The organism is Pseudomonas sp. AU12215, from assembly GCF_001675465.2.
Lineage (GTDB): Bacteria > Pseudomonadota > Gammaproteobacteria > Pseudomonadales > Pseudomonadaceae > Pseudomonas > Pseudomonas nitroreducens.
Genome location: NZ_MACM02000178.1, coordinates 23,732 through 43,639, shown reverse-complemented (window position 1 = coordinate 43,639; position 19,908 = coordinate 23,732). Strand labels below are relative to the sequence as shown.

General features: G+C 66.4%; 18 protein-coding genes and 3 tRNA genes. 7 read left to right on the top strand and 14 right to left on the bottom strand.

The annotated features are described in order from the left end of the window. The 3 genes from A9513_RS30730 to A9513_RS30720 form a co-directional block, all read right to left on the bottom strand. The coding region (locus A9513_RS30730) for a DMT family transporter (RefSeq protein WP_065086369.1) at positions 1 to 571 on the bottom strand (571 nt) is incomplete at its 3' end. A gap of 87 nt (positions 572 to 658) precedes the next feature. Beyond that, entirely contained in the window at positions 659 to 1,000 is a 342-nt protein-coding gene (locus A9513_RS30725) for a tRNA-binding protein (RefSeq protein ID WP_037007488.1), read from the bottom strand. Positions 1,001 to 1,074: 74 nt separating this feature from the next. Further along, a complete protein-coding gene (locus tag A9513_RS30720) occupies positions 1,075 to 1,839 on the bottom strand; it encodes an AraC family transcriptional regulator (RefSeq protein ID WP_038803312.1) in 765 nt (254 codons plus the stop codon). Positions 1,840 to 1,977: 138 nt separating this feature from the next. Between A9513_RS30720 and A9513_RS30715 the strand changes: the two genes are divergently transcribed. Further along, entirely contained in the window at positions 1,978 to 2,787 is an 810-nt protein-coding gene (locus A9513_RS30715; RefSeq protein WP_024766131.1) for a UDP-2,3-diacylglucosamine diphosphatase, read from the top strand. Continuing rightward, a complete protein-coding gene (locus tag A9513_RS30710; RefSeq protein ID WP_038803313.1) occupies positions 2,784 to 3,827 on the top strand; it encodes a glycosyltransferase family 1 protein in 1,044 nt (347 codons plus the stop codon). Before A9513_RS30715 ends, A9513_RS30710 begins: the two co-directional genes overlap by 4 nt. 3 nt (positions 3,828 to 3,830) lie before the next feature. Here A9513_RS30710 and A9513_RS30705 read toward each other — a convergent pair whose 3' ends face one another. After that, positions 3,831 to 4,079, bottom strand: a complete 249-nt coding sequence (locus A9513_RS30705; protein ID WP_024766130.1) for a hypothetical protein — start codon at positions 4,077 to 4,079, stop codon at positions 3,831 to 3,833. Between the two features lie 213 nt (positions 4,080 to 4,292). On the opposite strand from A9513_RS30705, the gene A9513_RS30700 reads away from it, so the two are divergent. Beyond that, on the top strand, positions 4,293 to 5,426 hold the full coding sequence (locus tag A9513_RS30700; RefSeq protein WP_065086368.1) for a GNAT family N-acetyltransferase: 1,134 nt from the start codon (positions 4,293 to 4,295) through the stop codon (positions 5,424 to 5,426). A gap of 84 nt (positions 5,427 to 5,510) precedes the next feature. Here A9513_RS30700 and A9513_RS30695 read toward each other — a convergent pair whose 3' ends face one another. The 6 genes from A9513_RS30695 to A9513_RS30670 form a co-directional block, all read right to left on the bottom strand. Beyond that, entirely contained in the window at positions 5,511 to 6,074 is a 564-nt protein-coding gene (locus A9513_RS30695; RefSeq protein WP_024766128.1) for a cytochrome b, read from the bottom strand. A 142-nt stretch (positions 6,075 to 6,216) separates the two neighbouring features. Next, positions 6,217 to 7,491: a virulence factor family protein gene (locus A9513_RS30690; RefSeq protein WP_065086367.1), complete on the bottom strand. Its 1,275-nt coding sequence runs from the start codon at positions 7,489 to 7,491 to the stop codon at positions 6,217 to 6,219. 1 nt (position 7,492) lies between these two features. Next, positions 7,493 to 10,126: a bifunctional lysylphosphatidylglycerol flippase/synthetase MprF gene (gene mprF / locus A9513_RS30685; RefSeq protein WP_038803314.1), complete on the bottom strand. Its 2,634-nt coding sequence runs from the start codon at positions 10,124 to 10,126 to the stop codon at positions 7,493 to 7,495. Between the two features lie 161 nt (positions 10,127 to 10,287). After that, positions 10,288 to 10,364: transfer RNA gene (locus tag A9513_RS30680), tRNA-Met, on the bottom strand. A gap of 115 nt (positions 10,365 to 10,479) precedes the next feature. Then, positions 10,480 to 10,556, bottom strand: a tRNA-Met gene (locus A9513_RS30675). A 115-nt stretch (positions 10,557 to 10,671) separates the two neighbouring features. Beyond that, positions 10,672 to 10,748, bottom strand: a tRNA-Met gene (locus A9513_RS30670). Positions 10,749 to 10,967: 219 nt separating this feature from the next. Here A9513_RS30670 and dinB point away from each other — a divergent pair. Beyond that, entirely contained in the window at positions 10,968 to 12,026 is a 1,059-nt protein-coding gene (dinB, locus tag A9513_RS30665; RefSeq protein WP_024766431.1) for a DNA polymerase IV, read from the top strand. Between the two features lie 17 nt (positions 12,027 to 12,043). Here the strand turns inward: dinB and A9513_RS30660 are convergent, their stop codons facing one another. The 4 genes from A9513_RS30660 to A9513_RS30645 all read right to left on the bottom strand — a co-directional run bounded on the left by A9513_RS30660 (position 12,044) and on the right by A9513_RS30645 (position 16,719). After that, a complete protein-coding gene (locus A9513_RS30660; protein ID WP_024766432.1) occupies positions 12,044 to 12,442 on the bottom strand; it encodes an META domain-containing protein in 399 nt (132 codons plus the stop codon). Next, positions 12,439 to 12,879 carry a hypothetical protein gene (locus A9513_RS30655; RefSeq protein ID WP_024766433.1) on the bottom strand — a complete coding sequence of 147 codons (441 nt, stop codon included), beginning with the start codon at positions 12,877 to 12,879 and terminating at the stop codon, positions 12,439 to 12,441. Before A9513_RS30655 ends, A9513_RS30660 begins: the two co-directional genes overlap by 4 nt. 62 nt (positions 12,880 to 12,941) lie before the next feature. After that, the gene (locus A9513_RS30650; protein ID WP_024766434.1) at positions 12,942 to 13,931 is read right to left on the bottom strand and encodes a 2-hydroxyacid dehydrogenase; all 990 of its coding nucleotides are present in this window, start codon (positions 13,929 to 13,931) and stop codon (positions 12,942 to 12,944) included. Positions 13,932 to 13,947: 16 nt separating this feature from the next. Further along, positions 13,948 to 16,719, bottom strand: coding sequence for a response regulator (locus tag A9513_RS30645; protein ID WP_065086366.1), 2,772 nt, complete (start codon positions 16,717 to 16,719; stop codon positions 13,948 to 13,950). A 127-nt stretch (positions 16,720 to 16,846) separates the two neighbouring features. Here A9513_RS30645 and A9513_RS30640 point away from each other — a divergent pair, with 127 nt between their 5' ends. The 3 genes from A9513_RS30640 to cysM all read left to right on the top strand — a co-directional run bounded on the left by A9513_RS30640 (position 16,847) and on the right by cysM (position 19,907). After that, the gene (locus tag A9513_RS30640) at positions 16,847 to 17,557 is read left to right on the top strand and encodes a response regulator transcription factor (RefSeq protein ID WP_024766436.1); all 711 of its coding nucleotides are present in this window, start codon (positions 16,847 to 16,849) and stop codon (positions 17,555 to 17,557) included. A 1-nt stretch (position 17,558) separates the two neighbouring features. Continuing rightward, positions 17,559 to 18,905, top strand: a complete 1,347-nt coding sequence (locus tag A9513_RS30635; protein ID WP_065086365.1) for a sensor histidine kinase — start codon at positions 17,559 to 17,561, stop codon at positions 18,903 to 18,905. Positions 18,906 to 19,007: 102 nt separating this feature from the next. Further along, positions 19,008 to 19,907, top strand: a complete 900-nt coding sequence (gene cysM / locus A9513_RS30630) for a cysteine synthase CysM (protein ID WP_037010266.1) — start codon at positions 19,008 to 19,010, stop codon at positions 19,905 to 19,907. Position 19,908 lies beyond the last annotated feature (1 nt).

The window sequence follows — 19,908 nt, the reverse complement described above, 5'->3', positions numbered from 1 at the left end:
TCAGGTTCTGGCACAGCGCCGCCTGGATTGGGTCGATCCCGCGCACGCTGACCCGGTTGGCCAGCGACAGCAGGGCGAACAGCAGCCCGGAGAGTGTCCCCCAGAGCAGGCCAGCGGTGGCGCCGTCGCGCAGGTCCAGTGTCGGCGTGACCATCACCAGGCCGATGCACACCAGCGCCACGACCAGGTATTCACCCTTGCGGATGCGTTCGCGGAACAGCAGGCCTTCCAGCAGCACGGTGAAGGCGGGGAAGCTGGCGAACCCGAGGGTGGCGACCGCCACGTTGCCGACTTTCACGGCGAGGAAGAACGTCAGCCAGTGGGTGCACAGCAGCACGCCGCCACCCAGCAGCATGGCGGCCTGTTTCAGCGTAGGTCGCTTCTGCTGCCGCAGATGCCCGGCGAAAACCGCTGCCAGCGACAGCGAGCCGAACAGCGCGCGGCCGAAGACGATGACCAGGGGGCCGGCGAGGATGAGTTTGCCGAAGATGCCGGACAGCCCGAACATCAGGGCGCCGATGTGCAGGCCGATCAGGGCGCCGCGGGGCGTGAGTTGGGTAATGCGATTCATGCCTGAGCTCCCGCCGATTGCTGTGGCGGGGCCTTGTCGGGAAAGAGGCAAGCGCGCCGGGCTGGCTGGCGCGCGGTGAGTCGAAGATCAGGCCAGCCGCGCGCCATTGGGCAGCGGCTTGTCGAAACCGGCCAGCACCACCTTGTCGTCGCTGTCGTAGGCGCCGGTGACCAGCACTTCCGAGCGCACACCGGCGATGGACTTGGGTTCGAAGTTGCACACGCAGAGCACCTGGCGGCCGATCAGCTCGTTGGCTTCATAGTGCGCGGTGATCTGTGCGCTGGAGGTCTTGATCCCCAGCGGGCCGAGGTCGACCTGGAGGATGTAGGCGGGCTTGCGCGCCTTCACGTTGGGTTCGGCCTGGACGATGGTGCCCACGCGCAGTTCGACGCGCTCGAAATCCTGCCACTCGATGGTGTCTGCCGACATCGCTGCTCCCGTTGGGTTATTGGGTTCGATGGCCGGCAGTCTAGGCCCTGGGCGCGCGGCTGTCTGTCGCGCGGCTAGCGGGAATTGTCGCGCGCCTCCTGGCGAAGCTGGCGCGCGGTGGTGCCGAACTGGCGCACCAGCGCGGCGGTGAAGGCGCTCTGCGAGGCGTAGCCGACTTGTGCGGCAATCTCGCCGACCGATTGGTGCGAACCGCGCAGCAGGTCGCGGCCCAACTGCAGGCGGCGCTGGCGCACGTAGTCCATGGGCGTCTGCCCGGTTTCAGCAAGGAAGCGGGCGTGGAAACGCGCGGCGGAAAGCCCGGCGAGCCGTGCCAGGTCAGCCACCTGCAAGGGATGCGCAGCATGGCGGTCGATGTAGCTGTCGAGGCTGGCCAACGGCAATTGCGTAGGTTCCTCCACGCGCTGCTGGCCGGCGGCGAGGCTGGCGAGCAGGAGGATCGCACCCTGGCGCGCCAGCACCGGGTCATGCAGGGGGCTGCCGGCCAGCCAGTGCACCAGTTGCGCCTGGTCGTTGTTGAGCAGGCGCTGGCCGGGGGTTTCCAGCAGGCGGCGGCCGGCGTCGCTGTGCAGGCCCAGGGCGGCGAGCAGGTTATCTTCGTCCTCCAGATCTACCACCAGGCAGCGGCTGCCGTCGGGGCTGGCGCAGGCGTGGTGCTCGTCACGCGGCACCACGGCGAAAGTCTGCCGGGTCACCAGGCTGCCGCGTCCGCCCACTTCGAAATCCAGGCTGCCGGACAGCCCAAGCACCAGCTGCGCATGGCTGTGGCTATGGGCGAGATGGTCGTGGCTGTAGTGGCGCAGGGAGAGGATCGGGTTCATGCGAACTGCTTTCCGAAGCTGGCGGGCAGGTGGACAGTCTAGCGCGCCGCGGCCTGTCACGGGACTGTCGCCAGTCGGTCATGTTCGCTTCACCGCGGCGGCCGACACTCGGAGAAACCCCTCTGGAGGTCGCCGACGATGAGCAGCGCGCAACGCATGACGCCGACGAAGAAACAACGGGTGCGGACCCTGTGGATATCCGATGTCCACCTCGGCACCCGCGACTGCCAGGCCGAGCATCTGGCCGGCTTCCTCAAGCGTTACCACGCCGACCGCATCTACCTGGTGGGCGACATCATCGACGGCTGGAAGCTGCGCGGCGGCATCTATTGGCCGCAGGCGCACACCAACGTGATCCGCCGCCTGCTGACCATGAGCAAGCGGGGCACCGAGGTGATCTACGTGACCGGCAACCACGACGAGTTCCTGCGCCGCTATTCCTCGCTGCTGCTGGGCAACATCCGCCTGGTCGACGAGATCGTCCACACCACCGCCGACGGCCGCCAGTTGCTGGTGATCCACGGTGACCAGTTCGACGTCATCACGCGCTACCACAAGTGGCTGGCCTTCCTCGGCGACTCCGCCTACGAGTTCACCCTGACGCTTAACCGCTGGCTGAATCACTGGCGCAGCCGCTATGGCTACGGCTACTGGTCGCTGTCGGCGTACCTCAAGCACAAGGTGAAGACGGCGGTGAACTTCATCAGCGACTTCGAGGAAGCCATCGCCCACGAGGTGCACAAGCGCGGCCTCAACGGCGTGGTCTGCGGGCACATCCACCACGCGGAAATCCGCCAGATCGGCGAGGTGGAATACCTCAATTGCGGTGACTGGGTGGAATCCTGCTCGGCGCTGATCGAGCACTGGGATGGCAGCATCGAGCTTTACCGCCTGGCCGAGGAACCGGTGCGCGCCGAGGCGCCTGCGGTGGTCGAGTCGGCGGCATGAGGCTGCTGATCGTCACCGATGCCTGGCTGCCGCAGGTCAACGGCGTGGTCACCAGCCTCCGGGCACTGGTGGCCGAGCTGGAGGAAATGGGGCACAGGGTCGGCCTGATCACCCCGCAGGATTTTCGTCACCGGCCTTGCCCGAGCTACCCGGAAATCCCCCTGGCGTGGAACCTGTGGACAGTCGGCGAGAAGATCGCCGACTTCGCCCCGGACTGCGTCCACCTCGCCACGGAAGGCCCGCTGGGCTGGGCTGCACGGCGCTGGCTGGTGCGCCGCGGGATGAAGTTCAGCAGCGCCATCCATACGCGCTTTCCCGAATACGTGAACACTCGCTGGCCCTGGCTGCCGCTGGCCTGGGGCTATGCCTTCCTGCGCCGCTTCCATGCACCGAGCCAGGCCGTGCTGGTGAGCAGCGAGCGCATGCGCGGAGCTTTCGCCGATCACGCTTTCGACAATCTGGCGCTGTGGCGCAAGGGCGTGGATCTCCAGCGTTTTCAGCCGGGGGAGGGCGCACCGCTCCAGGAGCCGGTATTCCTCTATGTCGGCCGGCTGGCGCGGGAGAAGAATCTCGAAGCCTTCCTTGCGCTCGACCTGCCGGGACGCAAGCGCGTGGTGGGCGACGGCCCGCAGCGCGCGGAGCTGCAAGCGGCTTATCCACAGGCGGAGTTCCTCGGCTATCGCCACGGCGACGAACTGGCGGAGGCCTATCGCAGCGCCAGTGTGCTGGCCTTCCCATCGCTGACCGATACCCTCGGCCTGGTGATGGTCGAGGCGCTGGCTTGCGGTACGCCAGTGGCGGCGTTCCCGGTGACGGGGCCGCTGGATGTCCTGGAGGACGGCGTCACCGGGGTGATGGACGCGGATTTGCGCAGCGCCTGTCTGCGGGCGCTGGAGCTGGATCGCCAGGCCTGCGCGCAGTGGGCGCGCGGGCAGACTTGGCGGGCATCCGCGCAGGAGTTCCTGGCGCTTCAGGTGAGCCTGACGCCATTGCCAGTCAGTGCGCCGGTCAGCGAAGAACCGGGCTACGTGAACAGCTAGAGATCAGAACAGCCGACGGTCGTGGTCCAGGTTCTGGTCCACCAGCCATTTGCCGTGGGCGATGGAAGCGTGCTGGGCCTTCTGCAGATCCGACATGAAGGCAAACTCCACCGGTAGCGTCTTGCGTTTGGTGGTCTGGCCGTCCGGGGCGGTGATGTGGCAACCGCCGGCCCAGGGAGTGGGCAGGCCGGGATGCTCGACGACATCGGCGGTGATGGTGTACTTGCGGTACTCGCATTGCATCAGGCTCATGGGGCGTCCTCCTGGCAGGTCGCCAACAGCCCGCGAGGGCGTGTGGCGAGCGGAACGGAGCTGGCGTCGTGCGCCGGCAAGCCTTGCTAATCCCCAACATAGACCACTCTGCCGGCCTCTCCGGCGGATACCGACGAACGTGAATGTCACCGGCGTGCGAGTTTTCCCGCTTGAATCTTCCCTTCGCTCGCGCCTCGCGCCAGACTGTCGGCCATGCCTATCCAGACCCTTTCCCGCCTTGCCGAAGTCGACGCCCGCCAGTGGGACGCCCTGCTGCCGGACGACCAGCCGTTCCTGCGCCATGGCTTTCTCTCCGCCCTGGAGGAAAGCGGCAGCGTCGGCGGCCGCAGCGGCTGGAAACCTTCCCACCGGGTGCTGCTGGCCGACGATGGCCGTCTGCTCGCCGCGGCGCCGGCCTATCTGAAAAGCCATTCCTACGGCGAGTACGTATTTGACTGGAGCTGGGCGGATGCCTGCCTGCGCGCCGGCATTCCCTACTATCCCAAGCTGCTGGTGGGCATTCCCTTCACACCGGTCGGCGGCGCTCGCCTGCTCGGCGCGCCGGACGCGGCGCTGAGCCTGGTCGGCGCGCTGGCGGGCGAGGTGGACGAAGGGCATTGCTCCGGCGTGCACGTGAATTTCACCGATGCTGCCGCCGATGCCCTGCTGGACGCTGCAGACGGTTGGCTGGAGCGCCTGGGTTGCCAGTACCACTGGAGCAACCGCGGCTACCGCGACTTCCAGGACTTTCTCGATGCACTCAGCTCACGCAAGCGCAAGCAGATCCGCAAGGAGCGCGAGCAGGTCGCCGGGCTGGGGCTGGATTTCGTCTGGATGGAAGGGCACGAGCTGTCCGAAGCGCACTGGGACTTCGTCTATGCCTGCTACAGCAGCACCTATGAGGTCCGCGGGCAGGCGCCCTACCTGAGCCGGGCGTTCTTCAGCCTGATCGGCGAGCGTATGCCCGAGGCGATCCGCGTGGTCTTCGCTCACCAGAATGGCCGGCCCGTGGCCATGGCTTTCAGTCTGCTCGGCGGCGATACATTGTACGGCCGCTACTGGGGCTGCCTGGCGGAGTTCGACCGCCTGCACTTCGAGACCTGTTTCTACCAGGGCCTGGACTTCGCCATCGGCCACGGCCTCCAGCGCTTCGACGCCGGAGCGCAGGGCGAGCACAAGCTGATCCGTGGCTTCGAGCCGGTGATCACCCGCTCCTGGCACCGCCTGGGACATCCCGGACTGCGCGAGGCGGTGCAGGAGTTCCTGATAGGGGAGAGGGTGGGCATCCTGGCCTATGCCGAGGAGGCCCGTGCTGCGCTGCCCTATCGTCAGGACTGCACTTCGTAGGAGCGAGCAAGCTCCTACGAAGTGCAGCTTTCCCTGCAGGAGCAGACCTTGCTCACGGCTGGTCGCCGCTGCGCGGCGGGGCGATTACTCCGGCTTTGCCTCGCCCTTGCCCGGCAGCATGCGCACCAGGGTGTTGTCGCGGCTGATGTAGTGGTGGAACAGCGCGGCCAACGCGTGGATACCGATCAGCCAGTAGCCGAGCACGGCGATGGTTTCATGCCAGTACTTCACCTGCTTGGCCAGGTCCGGGTTCTTGTCCACCAGGTGCGGCAGCTCCATGCCCCAGAACGGCACCGGCTTGTCGGCGGCGCTGAGGATGATCCAGCCGGCCAGCGGCAGGCCGATCATGAGGCCGTACAGTGCCAGGTGCGCGAGCTTTGCCAGCGCCATCTGCCAGGCCGGCGGTGCCGGAACGATGGGCGGGGTGGGGTAGATGAAGCGGCCGATCAGGCGCAGCCAGACCAGCACGAACACACTCAGCCCAAGCATGAAGTGCCATTGGGAAAACAGCGCGCGGGTGTCGCTGCCTTTGGGGAAGTTAGTGCGGTATTCCATGCAGAAGTACGTGGCGGCGATCAGCACCAGCATGATCCAGTGCATGGCAATGGACAGGCTGCCGTAACGGGACGGGGTCTTGGACAGGCTCATGACGGTTCCTTGTTTGGCTCGGTTATCGTGACGCCCCGTTCTGGCGACGGGCTTGTCAGTCTGAGCATAGAACCTTAAATGTGCCTGAAACACCATGAAGGCAAAGTGAAAGGGCCGCTATGTGCGGCCCTTTTGACGTCGGTCAGCCTTCGTCGTCGGCTGACTGGCGGGAGCGGATGGCATTCACCAGTCTTTTGGCCAAGGCCGGGTAGTCCTCGTCGAAGTGGTGCCCGCCGGGCAACTGCAGGTTCTCGCCCACGGCCTGGGGCTGGGTGCAGCCGCTCTCGTCCTTTTCTTCCACGCCGTACACGCAGAGCACCTTCGGTCCGGGCAGGCGCGCCATTTCCGGGCCGGTGGAAGCTTCCTGGCCGGCCTTGCCGAGCCAGCCCTGCACCTCGATCTCGAAGCTGCCGCTGCGGGCGAAGGCCAGCAGGATCACCGAGCTGACGTCCTTCTTGGCGTCCGCCGGCAGGCGGTTGTAGATCGCCGGCAGCACGTCGGCGCCGAACGAGTAGCCGGCCAGCACGAAGTGCTTGGCGCCCCACTTCTCGCGATAGTGCTGCATCAGCAGAGCAAGGTCGGCGGCGCTCTGCTCCGGGGTCTTGTGCTCCCAGAAGTAGCGCAGGGCATCGACGCCCACCACGGGGTAGCCGAGCTCGGCCATCTGCGCGGCGACGTCGCGGTCGAGGTCGCGCCAGCCGCCATCGCCCGAATAGAACAGCGTGACGGTTTCCGAAGGCTTGGCGGCCGGGACTTCCACCACCGGCACGTTATCGCCGCCACCTTGCAGCTGCTGGCGTAGTTGATCGGCGAGGACCTTGGGCAGCGGCGTGTCGTAGTCGGTGATCACCGTTTCGGCGTTTTTCAGGCCTCGGGCGAAGCGCGCGCTGGCATCGTCCGGGTTGTCATTCCAGGCAGCCAGCCAGTGGCCGTGCGGAGCGGTCTGCGGCAGAGGCGAGGCGGCGCAGTCGGGTTTCTCCAGAGAGAAGCCCACGGACAGCGCCTTGGCCTTGTCGTCGGTCTGCCCGGCGAGCCAGCGGAAGGCCCAGGCGCTGCCGGGGCCGATGCCGGCAACCAGGGTCGGCTGGCCGTCAAGAAGTTCACCAGCGGCCTGGATGCGAGCCTGCTGGGCCTTGCAGTCGTTCTCCGGGAAGACGAACTGCACCACACGGGCGCCGCTGTCGTGGGCCAGGGCCAGCAACTGGGCGTCGTCCAGTTTCTGGTCGGCCTGCACGGCCAGCAGCACGCGTGCATTGGGCTGCTTGCCGGGGTTGGCCAGGCTGGCGGCGCTGCCGTCGGGCAACTGGCGGTGGTCCAGGGAGGCCTGCGGGGCCGGTCGGCTCCATAGCAGCAGGCCGACGGCAATGACGATCAGCAGGAGAAGGGCGAGCAGGTGTCGCCAGCGTCGTTTCAACATATCAGCGTTTTACCAATCCACTCAGGCCGCCTGCGATGAGGGCGGCTGTGTCGGCCAGGGCCACCAGCGGATCCAGTCCGGCGGGCACGGCCAGGTAACGGGGTTCCCAGTCGGGCTGGAACTTGTCCTTGAAGCGACGCAGCCCCTGGAAGTTGTAGAACTGCTCACCCCGGCGAAAGACCAGCGCGCCGAGACGTTGGGTCAGCGGGGCGCCGCGGCGCGGCTGCAAGCCGGCCAGGGGCACCATGCCGAGGCTGAAGCGGGTATGCCCGCTCTCCTTGTAATGCAGGATCAGGCCGAGCATGAGGAACTCCATGGTCAGCTTGGGCGCATCGGGGACGACGCGCATCAGGTCAATGCTCGCCAGTTCCTTGCCGGACGTTTCCAGCAGGTTGGCGAAAGCCACGGCGCGGCCCTGGAATCGGACCACGACGATGCGGAAATAGTGCAGGTATTCAGGGGTGAAGCGGCCGAGGGAGAAGCCTTTCTCGCGGACGTTCTTGCCGCCCAGCCAGGCATCGGAGATGGCGCGCAGCTCCTCCATCGGCGCCTGGCCGGCGTCGTGGAACTCCAGGCTGAGGCCGTCGCGCTGGCCGCGGTTCCAGGTGTAGCGCAGGTCTTTCATCTCCTTGCCCTTGCTCTCCAGGTCGAAGCGGCGCAGGTCGACCCGTGCTTCTTCGCCGAGCTTGAGCGCGGTCAGGCCGATATCCATGTACAGCGGCAGGTTCTCCGCTCGCACCTGGTAGAACACCGGGCGGGCATGGTGCAGGTCGCAAAGGTCGCGGAATTGCCAGATCAGCTCCGCGCGGGCCTGTGCCGGGCCGATCGGATCGAACAGCGCCACCAGGCTGCGGCCGCGGCGGGCATACATCAGGAAGGCGTCGTTGCCCTCATGGAACAGCAGCGCCTTGTCGCCGGACAGGGCCAGGCCGCCGTCGGGCTGGGCGGAGTTGGAGAGGATGCCGGCTGCGCTGTCCAGCTCCTCGCGTGTGGGCGCGTGGATCGCCGGCGGCGCGGTGCGCAGCAGCCAGTACAGCGCCAGGGCGGCCAGCAGCAGGCAACTGCCCAGGGCGGCGCGCAGGCCGCGCGGGGCATCGGCGTCCAGGGCGAACTGCCACCAGAGCTCATGGCTGTAAGGTACGTCCTGGTAGGCGAACAGCAGCAGCCAGATGGACGCGGCGATGACGCACGCGGCTGCGCCCAGGTACAGCGGCGAGAAGGGCAGGTCCATCAGGCGGCTGCGACGATAGAAGGCGCTGCGGAAGATCACCAGCAGGGCGGCGGTGAAGCTGAGGATCAGGGCTTCTTCCCAGTCGAAGCCTTTAAGGAGCGACAAGGCAGCGCCGGCGATCAGCAGGCCGAGGGTCAGCGCCCAGGCAGCGGAGAGGCGACGGCGCAGACCATAGGCGAGCAGCAGGCAGAGCACGCCGATCAGGCTGGCGGCCAGGTGTGAGGCGTCGATCAGGCGGTGCGGGACGAGGAAGCCGACTTCGTCGAGGCGGGTATCGATGGACGGTGTAGCGCCGGAGAACAGCAGCACGATGCCGGAGATGAACACCAGCAGCGAGAGGATCTGCGCGGCAAAGCCGGAGGTGATCCGTACCGCCTGCCTGGCCACCAGGATGCGGCGTGCCTCGAGGAACAGCAGCAGCAGGCAGGCGACGATTAGCGGCAGTACGACATAGATCAGGCGGTAGAGCAGCAGCGCCGCGGCGAGCGGTGCGGCACCCAGTTGCCCGGCGAAGGCGGCCAGCAGTACGGCCTCGAATACGCCGACCCCACCGGGGACGTGGCTGAGCACGCCAGCCGCCAGGGCGATCAGGTAGACCAGCAGGAAGGCGCCGAAGGGGGGGGCCTCGGGCAGCAGCAGATAGAGCACGGTGGCGGCAGCGGCAACGTCCAGCGCGGTGATCAGCAGTTGCAGCAGCGACAGCCGCAGGCCGGGCAGGCGCAGCGTGCGGCGGCCGACGCGAACCAGATGGCTGTCCGGCGAAGGTTGCTCGGGCAGGCGGCGACGTTCGATAGCCACCACCAGCAGCAGGCAGAAGGCGATGATGCCCAGCGCGAGGACAGCCACCAGCCACTGTGGCAGGTGCAGGGCCAGCGATGCGTCCGCGAGGTCGCTCAGCGCGGCCACGGCTGCCAGCACTGGCAAGGCGCAGCCCAGCGAGAGGCTGGCAAACAGGGTCATCAGCGCGACGTCGCCGGCGCCCAGTCCCAGCCGGGCATAGAGGCGATAGCGCACCGAACCGCCGGACAGCATCGACAGCCCCACGGCATTACCGATGGCAAAGGCGGAGAAGCCGCCGGTCAGCAGTGCCGGGGTGGGTAGTTTCACACCGGCGAAGCGGCTGGCCGACCATTCATAGCCGAGCAGGAAGATGAAGCCTACGACGGTGGCCGCGAACGCGCCGGCCAGCGCGGTGGTCGGCACATCGAGCAGGGCGTCGTGCAGGGAATAGGCGTCGATGTCGCGCAGCAGGTGGTAGCAGGCGATCAACGCCAGGCTGAACAGCACCAGGGTTACGCCCAAGCCGAGTGCCTGGCGGTTGGCGTTGATCCAGTCGAGCCATGCCGCTCGTGGCGTGGCTTCGTCGGGGGCAGGTGTATCGGGTGTGGCAGGGTTGGCGCTCATCGGGCACCTCTAACGATCCTGCGCGACAGAGTAGGGGCACTGTCGCGAATTCCCAAGTCCTTGGAGAGTATTTTCGTCATTCGGCTGGCGCCACCCGTACGTGGTTTTTTCTGCGCACAACGAAAAAAGCCACTCCTAAGAGTGGCTTTCTTCTTGATGTCTGGTTGCGGGAGCAGGATTTGAACCTACGACCTTCGGGTTATGAGCCCGACGAGCTACCAGACTGCTCCATCCCGCGGCGGCAATTCTACGGATATGAAGCCTCGTGTCAAACGATATTTCGTTTTCGATCAATAATTTAAATCGCGCGCAAACGAAAAAGGCCACTCCGAAGAGTGGCCTTTTCCTGTRTCTGGTTGCGGGAGCAGGATTTGAACCTACGACCTTCGGGTTATGAGCCCGACGAGCTACCAGACTGCTCCATCCCGCGCCGGCCATTCTACGTAAATGAAAGTCTCTGTCAATCGATATTTGTTCTGCGATCAAAAATTTAAATGACGCGCAAACGAAAAAGGCCACTCCGAAGAGTGGCCTTTTCCTGTATCTGGTTGCGGGAGCAGGATTTGAACCTACGACCTTCGGGTTATGAGCCCGACGAGCTACCAGACTGCTCCATCCCGCGACGCCCATTCTACGCCGGTGCGCCCGGGTGTCAATGAAAAAAGGGGAAAAGTGATTTTCTATCAGATATTTAGCCGCCAGGAATGGAATCGTCGCAGGGATCGACAAGGGTGATTTCCGCGGCTGTGGATAACCGGGACGGCAGGTTTTTGCATTACCATGGGTGGGTTTTCCGTCTTCTATAAAGGCGGTTTCCGTTGGTGATGCAGGCGCCTCCTTCGTGACTCGGCAGAGAAAGATCATCCACATCGATTGCGACTGCTTCTATGCCGCCATCGAGATGCGCGACGACCCCAGCCTCGCGGGCAAGCCGCTGGCCGTGGGCGGGTCGCCGGACAAGCGTGGCGTGGTCGCGACCTGCAATTACGAGGCGCGTGCCTACGGCCTGCATTCGGCCATGGCCATGCGTACCGCCGTGAAACTCTGCCCGGACCTGACCATCGTCCGCCCGCGTATGGACGTCTATCGCGAGACCTCGCGGGACATCCACGCGATCTTCCGCGACTACACCGACCAGATCGAGCCGCTGTCCCTGGACGAGGCCTACCTCGACGTCAGCGACAGCGAGCGTTGCGGCGGCAGCGCCACACGTATTGCTCGAGAGATTCGCCAGCGCGTCTGGGAGACGCTGCACATCACCGTGTCTGCCGGGGTGGCGCCGAACAAGTTCATTGCCAAGATCGCCAGCGATTGGCGCAAGCCCAACGGCCTGTTCGTGGTCACCCCCGATGAGGTCGACGGTTTCGTCGCCGAACTGCCGGTGAAGAAGCTGCATGGCGTGGGCAAGGTCACCGCCGAGAAGCTGGCGCGCTTGGGCATCCGTACCTGCGCGGACCTGCGCGACTGGTCGCGGATCCAGTTGGCCAAGGAGTTCGGAAGTTTCGGCGAGCGGCTCTGGGGACTGTCGCGTGGCATTGACGAGCGCCCGGTGCAGGTGGACAGCCGGCGGCAATCGATCAGCGTGGAGAACACTTTCGACCAGGACCTGCCGGACCTGGCAGCCTGCCAGGAAGAATTGCCGTCACTGCTGGGTGAACTGGAGCGGCGCATGACGCGCCTGGACGCCAGCTATCGGCCGGGCAAGCCGTTCATCAAGCTGAAGTTCCACGACTTCACCCAGACTACCCTGGAGCAGGCCGGCGCCGCGCGGGATCTGGAAAGCTATCGGCTGCTGCTGGGGCAGGCCTTCCAGCGCGGCAACAAGGCGGTTCGGCTGATCGGTGTAGGCGTGCGCCTCGTCGATCTGCGCGGCGCCCACGAGCAATTGACGCTCTTCTAGCCCTGCCCGGAAGAGCCTCAGCCTTCCGGCCACAGGCGCATGGCGCGGCCGCTGGCCGGCCACAGGCGCAGTTCGCCTTCTTCGGTGATGTCCCAGCGCTGCACCTGGCCGAGCATCTTGAGGAACTGTTGTTCCTGCTCCATCACCAGATCGGCGCAGAGCTTGCGGGTGGCGCCCGGCTGGCCGAAGGTCAACTGGTCGCCCTCGAGCTTGTAGCTGGCGAACCAGTGGTTGCAGCCGGCGCTGCCATAGGCGCGGCCGTTGCCGTCCAGGGTCAGGCTGATGTGGGTGTAGTCGATCAGCGGGCGCTCACCGATCCATTCCACACGGTAGTTCTGCTCGGCTTCGGGCACCGGCTTGCTGGCGCAGCCGGCCAGGGCCAGCGCAGCGCAAGCGCTGGCAATCAGGGTTTTCATGCGGTCTCCTTGCTCTGGCAATCCGGGCAAAGGTGGCGCTTGCCGGCCTTGGCCCATCCGAGTTCGGCGATGCGCGCTTCGGCGGCCGGCTGTTGGGCGGCCTTGCCGAGGGTGGCATCGACGGCGAATTCGAAGTCCAGTGTAGCCGCGCAACCGTCGCACTTGACCGTCCACTCGTGGATACCCAGTTCACGGAATGCCGGCCCCCTGGCCACGGCCATCCACTGCCCCGGCGGGTTGATCAGGTGGCGGACCTTTTCCACTTCCAGGGTCATGCTCAGGCTTTTGCTGCCCTTGAGGCTGACCAGCAGGGTGTCGCCGGCCTTGATCGAGCCGCCGATGCCGGTGACCTGGTAGCGGCCCGGGGTCAGCGCGCGGCACTCGTTAAGGGTGAATTGCGGGTTGAGCAGGGTGTAGCGGAAATCGTGCTGAGCCATGGGTCCTCCGGGAAAGCGCGGCATTCTAGGCGGCGCAGCGCCGGGATGCGAGGGGCAACTGATCAGCCTTCGACCCGATTGACCGGCCGGCCTGCCTGCCAGGCAGCGATGTTGGACAGGGTGGTCTGGGCGATCCCGGCCAGGGCTTCACGGGTCAGGAAAGCCTGGTGCGCGGTGATGATCACGTTGGGGAAGGTCAGCAGGCGCGCCAGCACATCGTCCTGCAGCGGCTGGTCGGAGCGGTCGGCGAAGAAGATGTCGGCTTCCTCTTCATAGACGTCCAGGCCGAGGTAGCCGAGCTGGCCGCTTTTCAGTGCCTCGATCAGCGCCGGGGTGTCCACCAGCGCGCCGCGGCCGGTGTTGATCAGCATCGAGCCGCGCTTCATGCGCGCGAGGCTCTGGGCATTGATCAGGTGTTTGGTGGCCTCGTTGAGCGGGCAGTGCAGGCTGATGATGTCGGACTGCGCGAGCAGTTCGTCCAGCTCGACGAAGCGCCCGCCCAGGGCCTCGATGGCGCGATTGGGATAGGGGTCGTAGGCCAGGATGTGGCAGCCGAAACCGCTCATGATGCGGGCGAAGACCTCGCCGATCTGCCCGCTGCCGATCACGCCCACGGTGCGCCCGTGCAGGTCGAAGCCGGTCAGGCCATGCAGAGAGAAGTCGCCTTCGCGGGTACGGTTGTAGGCGCGGTGCAGGTGCCGACATAGCGCCAGGACCAATCCCACGCCATGTTCAGCCACGGCGTGGGGCGAATAGGCCGGTACGCGCACCACGGCCAGCCCCAGCGCGTGGGCAGCGGCCAGGTCGACATGGTTGTAGCCGGCCGAGCGCAGGGCGATCAGTTTCGTGCCGCCGGCGGCCAGGTGCTCCAGCACCGGGCGTGACAGGTCGTCGTTGACGAAGGGGCAGACCACCTCGAAGCCCATGGCCAGGGCGACGGTGTCCAGACGCAGCTGGGCCTGCTGGAAGTGCAGCTCGAAGCCGTGGCCGTGGTTGGCGGCGAGGAAGCTGTCGCGGTCGTAGGTCTGGTTGCTGAACAGGATGATGCGCATCGCTTGGATTCCGTCCTCAGTGCGGCTGGCCGGCCTCTGCTTCCAGCTGGCCCTCGGTCGCTTGTGCCAGTTCGGCTATGGCCATGTCGAGTTCATCCAGCGCGGCGGGGGCGTCCGGTTCGTTCTGCTTGAGCAGGGTTTCGGCGCGCTGGCAGGCGGCGCGCAGCATCGGCACGCCGCAGTAGCGGGTGGCGCCGTGCAGACGGTGGATGCGCTCGAGCAGGGTGTTGCGGTCGTTGCGCTCGCGGGCCTGGCGAATCACCTGGCGGTCAGCGGACAGCGAGGCGAGCAGCATGCCGAGCATGTCGGCGGCCAGTTCCGGTTTGCCGGCGGCCAGGCGCAGGCCTTCCTCCGGGTCCAGGACGCTGAGCCCGTCGAGTTTTGATTCGGAGTGGCGCGGGCGTTCGTCACGCGGCTCGCCCAGCGCCAGGCCGGTCCACTTGAGGATCACCTGGACCAACTGGCGCTCGTCGATCGGCTTGGTCAGGTAATCGTCCATGCCGCCCTGCAGCAGGGCGCGCTTCTCGTTGGCCAGCGCGTGGGCGGTGAGGGCGATGATCGGCACCGGACTGACCTCGCGGTCGGCCTCCCAGTGGCGGATCGCCTCGGTGGCCTGGCGGCCGTCCATGATCGGCATCTGCACGTCCATGAAGACCAGGTCGAAGCGCTCGCGCTGCACGGCCTCGACGGCGGCGAGGCCGCTGTCCACGGCAGTCACTTGCGCGCCCATGTCGGTCAGCAGGGTCTTCACCAGCAACAGGTTGGCCGGGTTGTCATCGACGCAGAGCAGGTGCGGCGTGCGCTCGAGCCGGCCGTTGGCCGATTTGTCCTTGCGCAGGGGGCGCAGGTGCAGCAGTTCGTTCATCGCCTGTTGCAGCTTGCGCGTGCAGGCGGGTTTGCTCTGCACCTGGGCGTCGGGCAGCACGTCGTTGTAGTGCGCCTGCTCGATGGTCGGGCACAGCACCAGGCTCTTGCAGCCATGCTGTTCCAGCTCGCGGATGGACTGGCGCAGCGCCTCGGGCGGGTGTTCGGCGGCGGTCACGCCCAGCAGCGCCAGGGTGATCGGGGCCTTGTCCGACGGCCCGGCCAGCAGCGCCTTTTCCAGCGTGGCGAGGTCGGGGAACTCGGTGACTTCCAGGCCGCAGTGCTCCAACTGGTGGTGCAGCGCGGTGCGGGTCAGTTCATGGGGCTCGTACAGCGCCACGCGCAGGCCGCCGGCCATGGCGGGCGGCAGGTCGTCGCCGTCGTCGCGGGCCTTGGGCAGGTTGAGGCTGATCCAGAATTCCGAACCGTCGCCGGCGCTGCTTTCCACGCCGATCTCGCCACCCATCTGCTCGATCAGGCGCTTGGAGATCACCAGCCCCAGGCCAGTGCCGCCGGCCTGGCGCGAGAGCGAGTTGTCGGCCTGGCTGAAGGCCTGGAACAGGGCGCGCAGGTCGGCGTCGGTGAGGCCAACGCCGGTGTCCTGCACGCTGATGCGCAGTTGCGCGCGGTCGTCGCTTTCGTCCTCGAGCATGGCGCGCACGGCGATGCTGCCGTCGTGGGTGAACTTGATGGCGTTGCTCACCAGGTTGGTCAGCACCTGCTTCAGGCGCTGCGGGTCGCCCACCAACTGCAGCGGGGTGTCGCGGTAGATCAGGCTGACCAGCTCCAGGTGCTTCTCGTGGGCGGCGGGGGCGAGGATGGTCAGGGTGTCCTGGATCAGTTCGCGCAGGTTGAACGGGATGTTCTCCAGCACCAGCTTGCCGGCCTCGATCTTCGAGAAGTCGAGGATTTCGTTGATGATCCCCAGCAGGCTTTCGGCGGACTTGTGGATGGTGCCCAGGTAGTCCTGCTGGCGCGTGGTCATCTCGCTCTTCTGCAGCAGGTTGGTGAAACCGAGGATGCCGTTGAGCGGGGTGCGGATCTCGTGGCTCATGTTGGCGAGGAACTCGGATTTGATCCGGCTCGCCTCCAGGGCTTCCTTGCGCGCCAGGTCCAGTTCGATGTTCTGGATCTCGATGGTCTCCAGGTTCTGCCGGACGTCCTCGGTGGCCTGGTCGATGTTGTGCTGCATTTCTTCCTGGGCGCTCTGCAGCGCCTCGGCCATGCGGTTGATGCCGCCGGCCAGCTCATCCAGTTCGTGGCTGCCCAATGCCGGCAGGCGGGTTTCCAGGCGGCCTTCCTTGAGCTGGGCTACGCCCTGGGCAATCTGCCCCAGCGGCGCATTGATCGCGCGGCTCATGCGCAGGGCGAGCAGGGCGGTGACGGCAAGCCCGGCGCCGATCAGCAGCAGGCTGGTGAACAGGCTGCGGTAGCCGCGCAGCAGGGTGCCGTGGTGGGACAGCTCCAGCTCGACCCAGCCCAGCAGCTTCTCGGCGTCATCGTCGGGGTCGCCGGAGAGGCTGCGGTGCTTGCCCAGCACCGGCAGGAGGAAGTGCGTGGTGTCCAGGTTGCTGGACATGCTCAGGTGCGAGCCGTCACCGGAAGGAATGGGGGTGAGGATGCTGGGGCCGGCGTGGACCAGTTTCTCCCGGTCCGGGTTGAGGAAGGTCACGGCGCGTACGTCGGGTTGGTCCAGCGCTTCGTTGGCGATGCGTTCGAGCAGCTCTTTGTCGTGGTGGGCCATGGCCGGGGCTGACAGCGGCGCCAGTTGTTCGGCGATCAGCTGCCCACGCTCGATCAACTGGGCGTGCATGTCCGCCAGCTGCACCCAGGTGAAATAGCCGCCCAGCACCAGCGCCAGCAGGCTGGTGGGCAGCAGGGTGAGCAGCAGTACCCGACCCTTGATGCCGAGATCCTTGAACACGCGTTTCCTCCGATGCGTTTATCCCCGGCAGTGTAGCGGTTCGGACCTGGGGCGGGAGCCCTTTGCCTTGCCGAGACGACGCGGAATCGTGAATACTTCGCGCAATTGCTAATCACTCTTATTTGATATGAATGCCATCGCTTCGTCCGGCCTGCGCCTGCTGACCATCGAGGACGACCCAACCCTGGGCGCCCACCTGTCGTCCCACCTGATCGAACGCGGCTTCGACGTCACCTGGTGCCAGGACGGCGACGAAGGCCTGGCCCAGGCTCGCCGCGGCGATTACGACCTGGTGCTGATGGATATCATGCTGCCCGGCACTGGCGGCCTGGATATCCTCCGCACCCTGCGTCGCGAGCGTGCGGTGCCGGTGATCCTGATGTCGGCCCTGGGCGCCGAGCAGGACCGTATCGCCGGCTTCTCCCAGGGCGCCGACGACTACCTGCCCAAGCCCTTCAGCCTCGCCGAGCTGAGCGTGCGGGTGGATGCAGTGCTGCGCCGCGTCGCGCTGGAACGCGGCAGCCAGTCCCTCGGCAGTACGGTCACCGGCCTGCAGATGGACCCGCAGAAGGACGACGTCGGGCTGGATGGCCAGTGGGCCGGTCTGACTGGCACCGAGTACCGCCTGCTGGAGACTTTCCTGGGTAGCCAGGGCGAGACTCTCAGCAAACCCTTCCTTTATCAGCACGTACTGCACCGCGCCTTTACCGCCCACGACCGCAGCCTGGACATGCACGTCAGCCACCTGCGCCGCAAGCTTCAGGCTATAGGCTACGCGCGCCACCAGTTGCACACCGTGTGGGGCAAAGGCTACGTCTTTGCAGAGGCCGAGGACTGACATGCCCGGCCGCCACTCGCTGTTCTGGAAGCTCGCCTTTGCCCTGGTGGTGCTGTGCCTGTCGGTGATCTGGCTGTCCTGGAACTGGGGCAAGCAGATGGAGCGCGACAGTTACAACCTCTCCGAGGATGCGCGGCGTGTCCTGGGTGGCTATGCCGAAGAGGCGCAGCAGGCCTGGCGTAGCGGCGGGGCGGCGGGCGTCGACAGCTGGCTGGCGGGGATGAGGCAGCGCGAGCCGGTGTGGATGGTGGTGGTGGACGGTCGCCTGCAGTCGCTGGGCACGCAGCCGCTGCCCATGGCTGAGGTGGCGCACCTGACCTTCCAGCGCGGGCTGGACTGGCCGGTAAGCTCGCGCTCGGTCAACCTGCCCTACATCGGCATCCCGTTTCCCGACGACCCGGCTGCCGGCCGCCTGGTGCTGCAGCTGCCGCAGCGCTTCCTCCCCGGTGGCCTGAGTTTCCTGCGCCAGTCCATCAGCCATGCACTGGTGCCGGCGATCCTCGCGCTGTTGCTCTGTGGGCTGATCTACCGGCATCTGGTACGCCCGCTGGGGCGTCTGCGCGAGCACGCCAATTCCTTGCAGGCGGATAACCTGGGCTCGGTCGCCGGCCCCGAACTGGTCACCCGCCGCGATGAACTGGGCGAGCTGGGCCGCGCGCTGGACCACATGGCCGAGCGCCTGCGCGGCCATGTCAGCCTGCAGCGCCAACTGTTGCGCGACCTGTCTCACGAACTGCGTACGCCACTGAGCCGCCTGCGCGTGGCAGGGGACAGTCCGATCAGCGAAACCGCGCTGCGTCAGCGCGTGGAGCGTGAGGTGGACGTGATGCAGCGACTGGTCGCCGATACGTTGGAACTGGCCTGGCTGGATACAGAGCGCCCGCGCGTGGAGCTGGAAGAGATCGACCTGCGTTCGCTGTGGGATCTGCTGGTGGACGACGCGCGCTTCGAGGCTGGCTGGAGTTCGGAGCGCTTCCTTTATCAGGTGCCGGCGGACTGCCGCGTGCGCGGTCATCTGAATGGGCTGGCCCAGGCGCTGGAAAATCTGTTGCGCAATGCCATCCGCCACTCCCCGGAGGAGGGGCGTATCCGCTTGAGTGGCCGGCGCGAACCGAGCGGCTGGCACCTGTGGCTGGAGGACGATGGCCCGGGTGTGGCGGAAAGCGACCTGGAGCGTATCTTCCTGCCCTTCACCCGGCTCTCCGATGCCCGCACCGGCGAAGGTTTCGGCCTGGGCCTGAGCATCGCCCGCAGCTCGCTGCGCATGCAGGGTGGCGAACTCTGGGCGGATTGCGCCGACGCTGGTCTGCGCGTTCACCTGCGCCTGGCGGATGCGGCGGCGGCCTGAGGCGTGCCCCGGACCCTGAACACGGCTTGTTAGGAAGTTTCGTATGGCAGGGCGTCTTTTGCCGGTATCATAGGGCGCCCTGTTCCAGATCCGAGTGCCTCCATGACCGTGCAGTACCCGACTATCGCCGATTGCGTCGGCAATACCCCGCTGGTGCGCCTGCAGCGCCTGGCCGGGGAAACCTCCAACACCCTGCTGGTGAAACTCGAGGGTAACAACCCCGCGGGTTCGGTGAAGGATCGCCCGGCGCTGTCGATGATCACCCGTGCCGAACTGCGCGGCGACATCAAGCCCGGCGACACGCTGATCGAGGCCACTTCCGGCAACACCGGCATCGCCCTGGCGATGGCCGCGGCGATCAAGGGTTACCGCATGATCCTGATCATGCCCGACAACTCCACCGCCGAGCGCAAGGCCGCGATGACCGCCTACGGCGCCGAGCTGATCCTGGTGACCAAGGAGCAGGGCATGGAAGGCGCCCGCGACCTCGCCGACCAGATGGCGCGCGAAGGGCAGGGGAAGGTGCTCGACCAGTTCGCCAACGGTGACAACCCGATCGCCCATTACCATTCCACTGGCCCGGAAATCTGGCAGCAGACTGGCGGTGAGATCACCCATTTCGTCAGCTCCATGGGCACCACCGGCACCATCATGGGCGTGTCGCGCTACCTCAAGGAGCAGAACCCCAACGTGCAGATCGTCGGCCTGCAGCCGATGGAAGGCTCGGCCATCCCCGGCATCCGTCGCTGGCCGCAGGAATACCTGCCGAAGATCTTCGACGCCACCCGCGTCGACCGCGTCGTCGACATGCAGCAAACCGAAGCCGAGGACGTGATGCGCCGCCTGGCTCGCGAAGAAGGCATTTTCTGCGGCGTGTCTTCCGGCGGTGCGGTGGCGGCCATGCTGCGTCTCTCGCGCGAACTGGAAAACGCGACCCTGGTGGCGATCATCTGCGACCGTGGCGACCGTTACCTGTCCTCGGGCGTGTTCGACGCCAACTGAC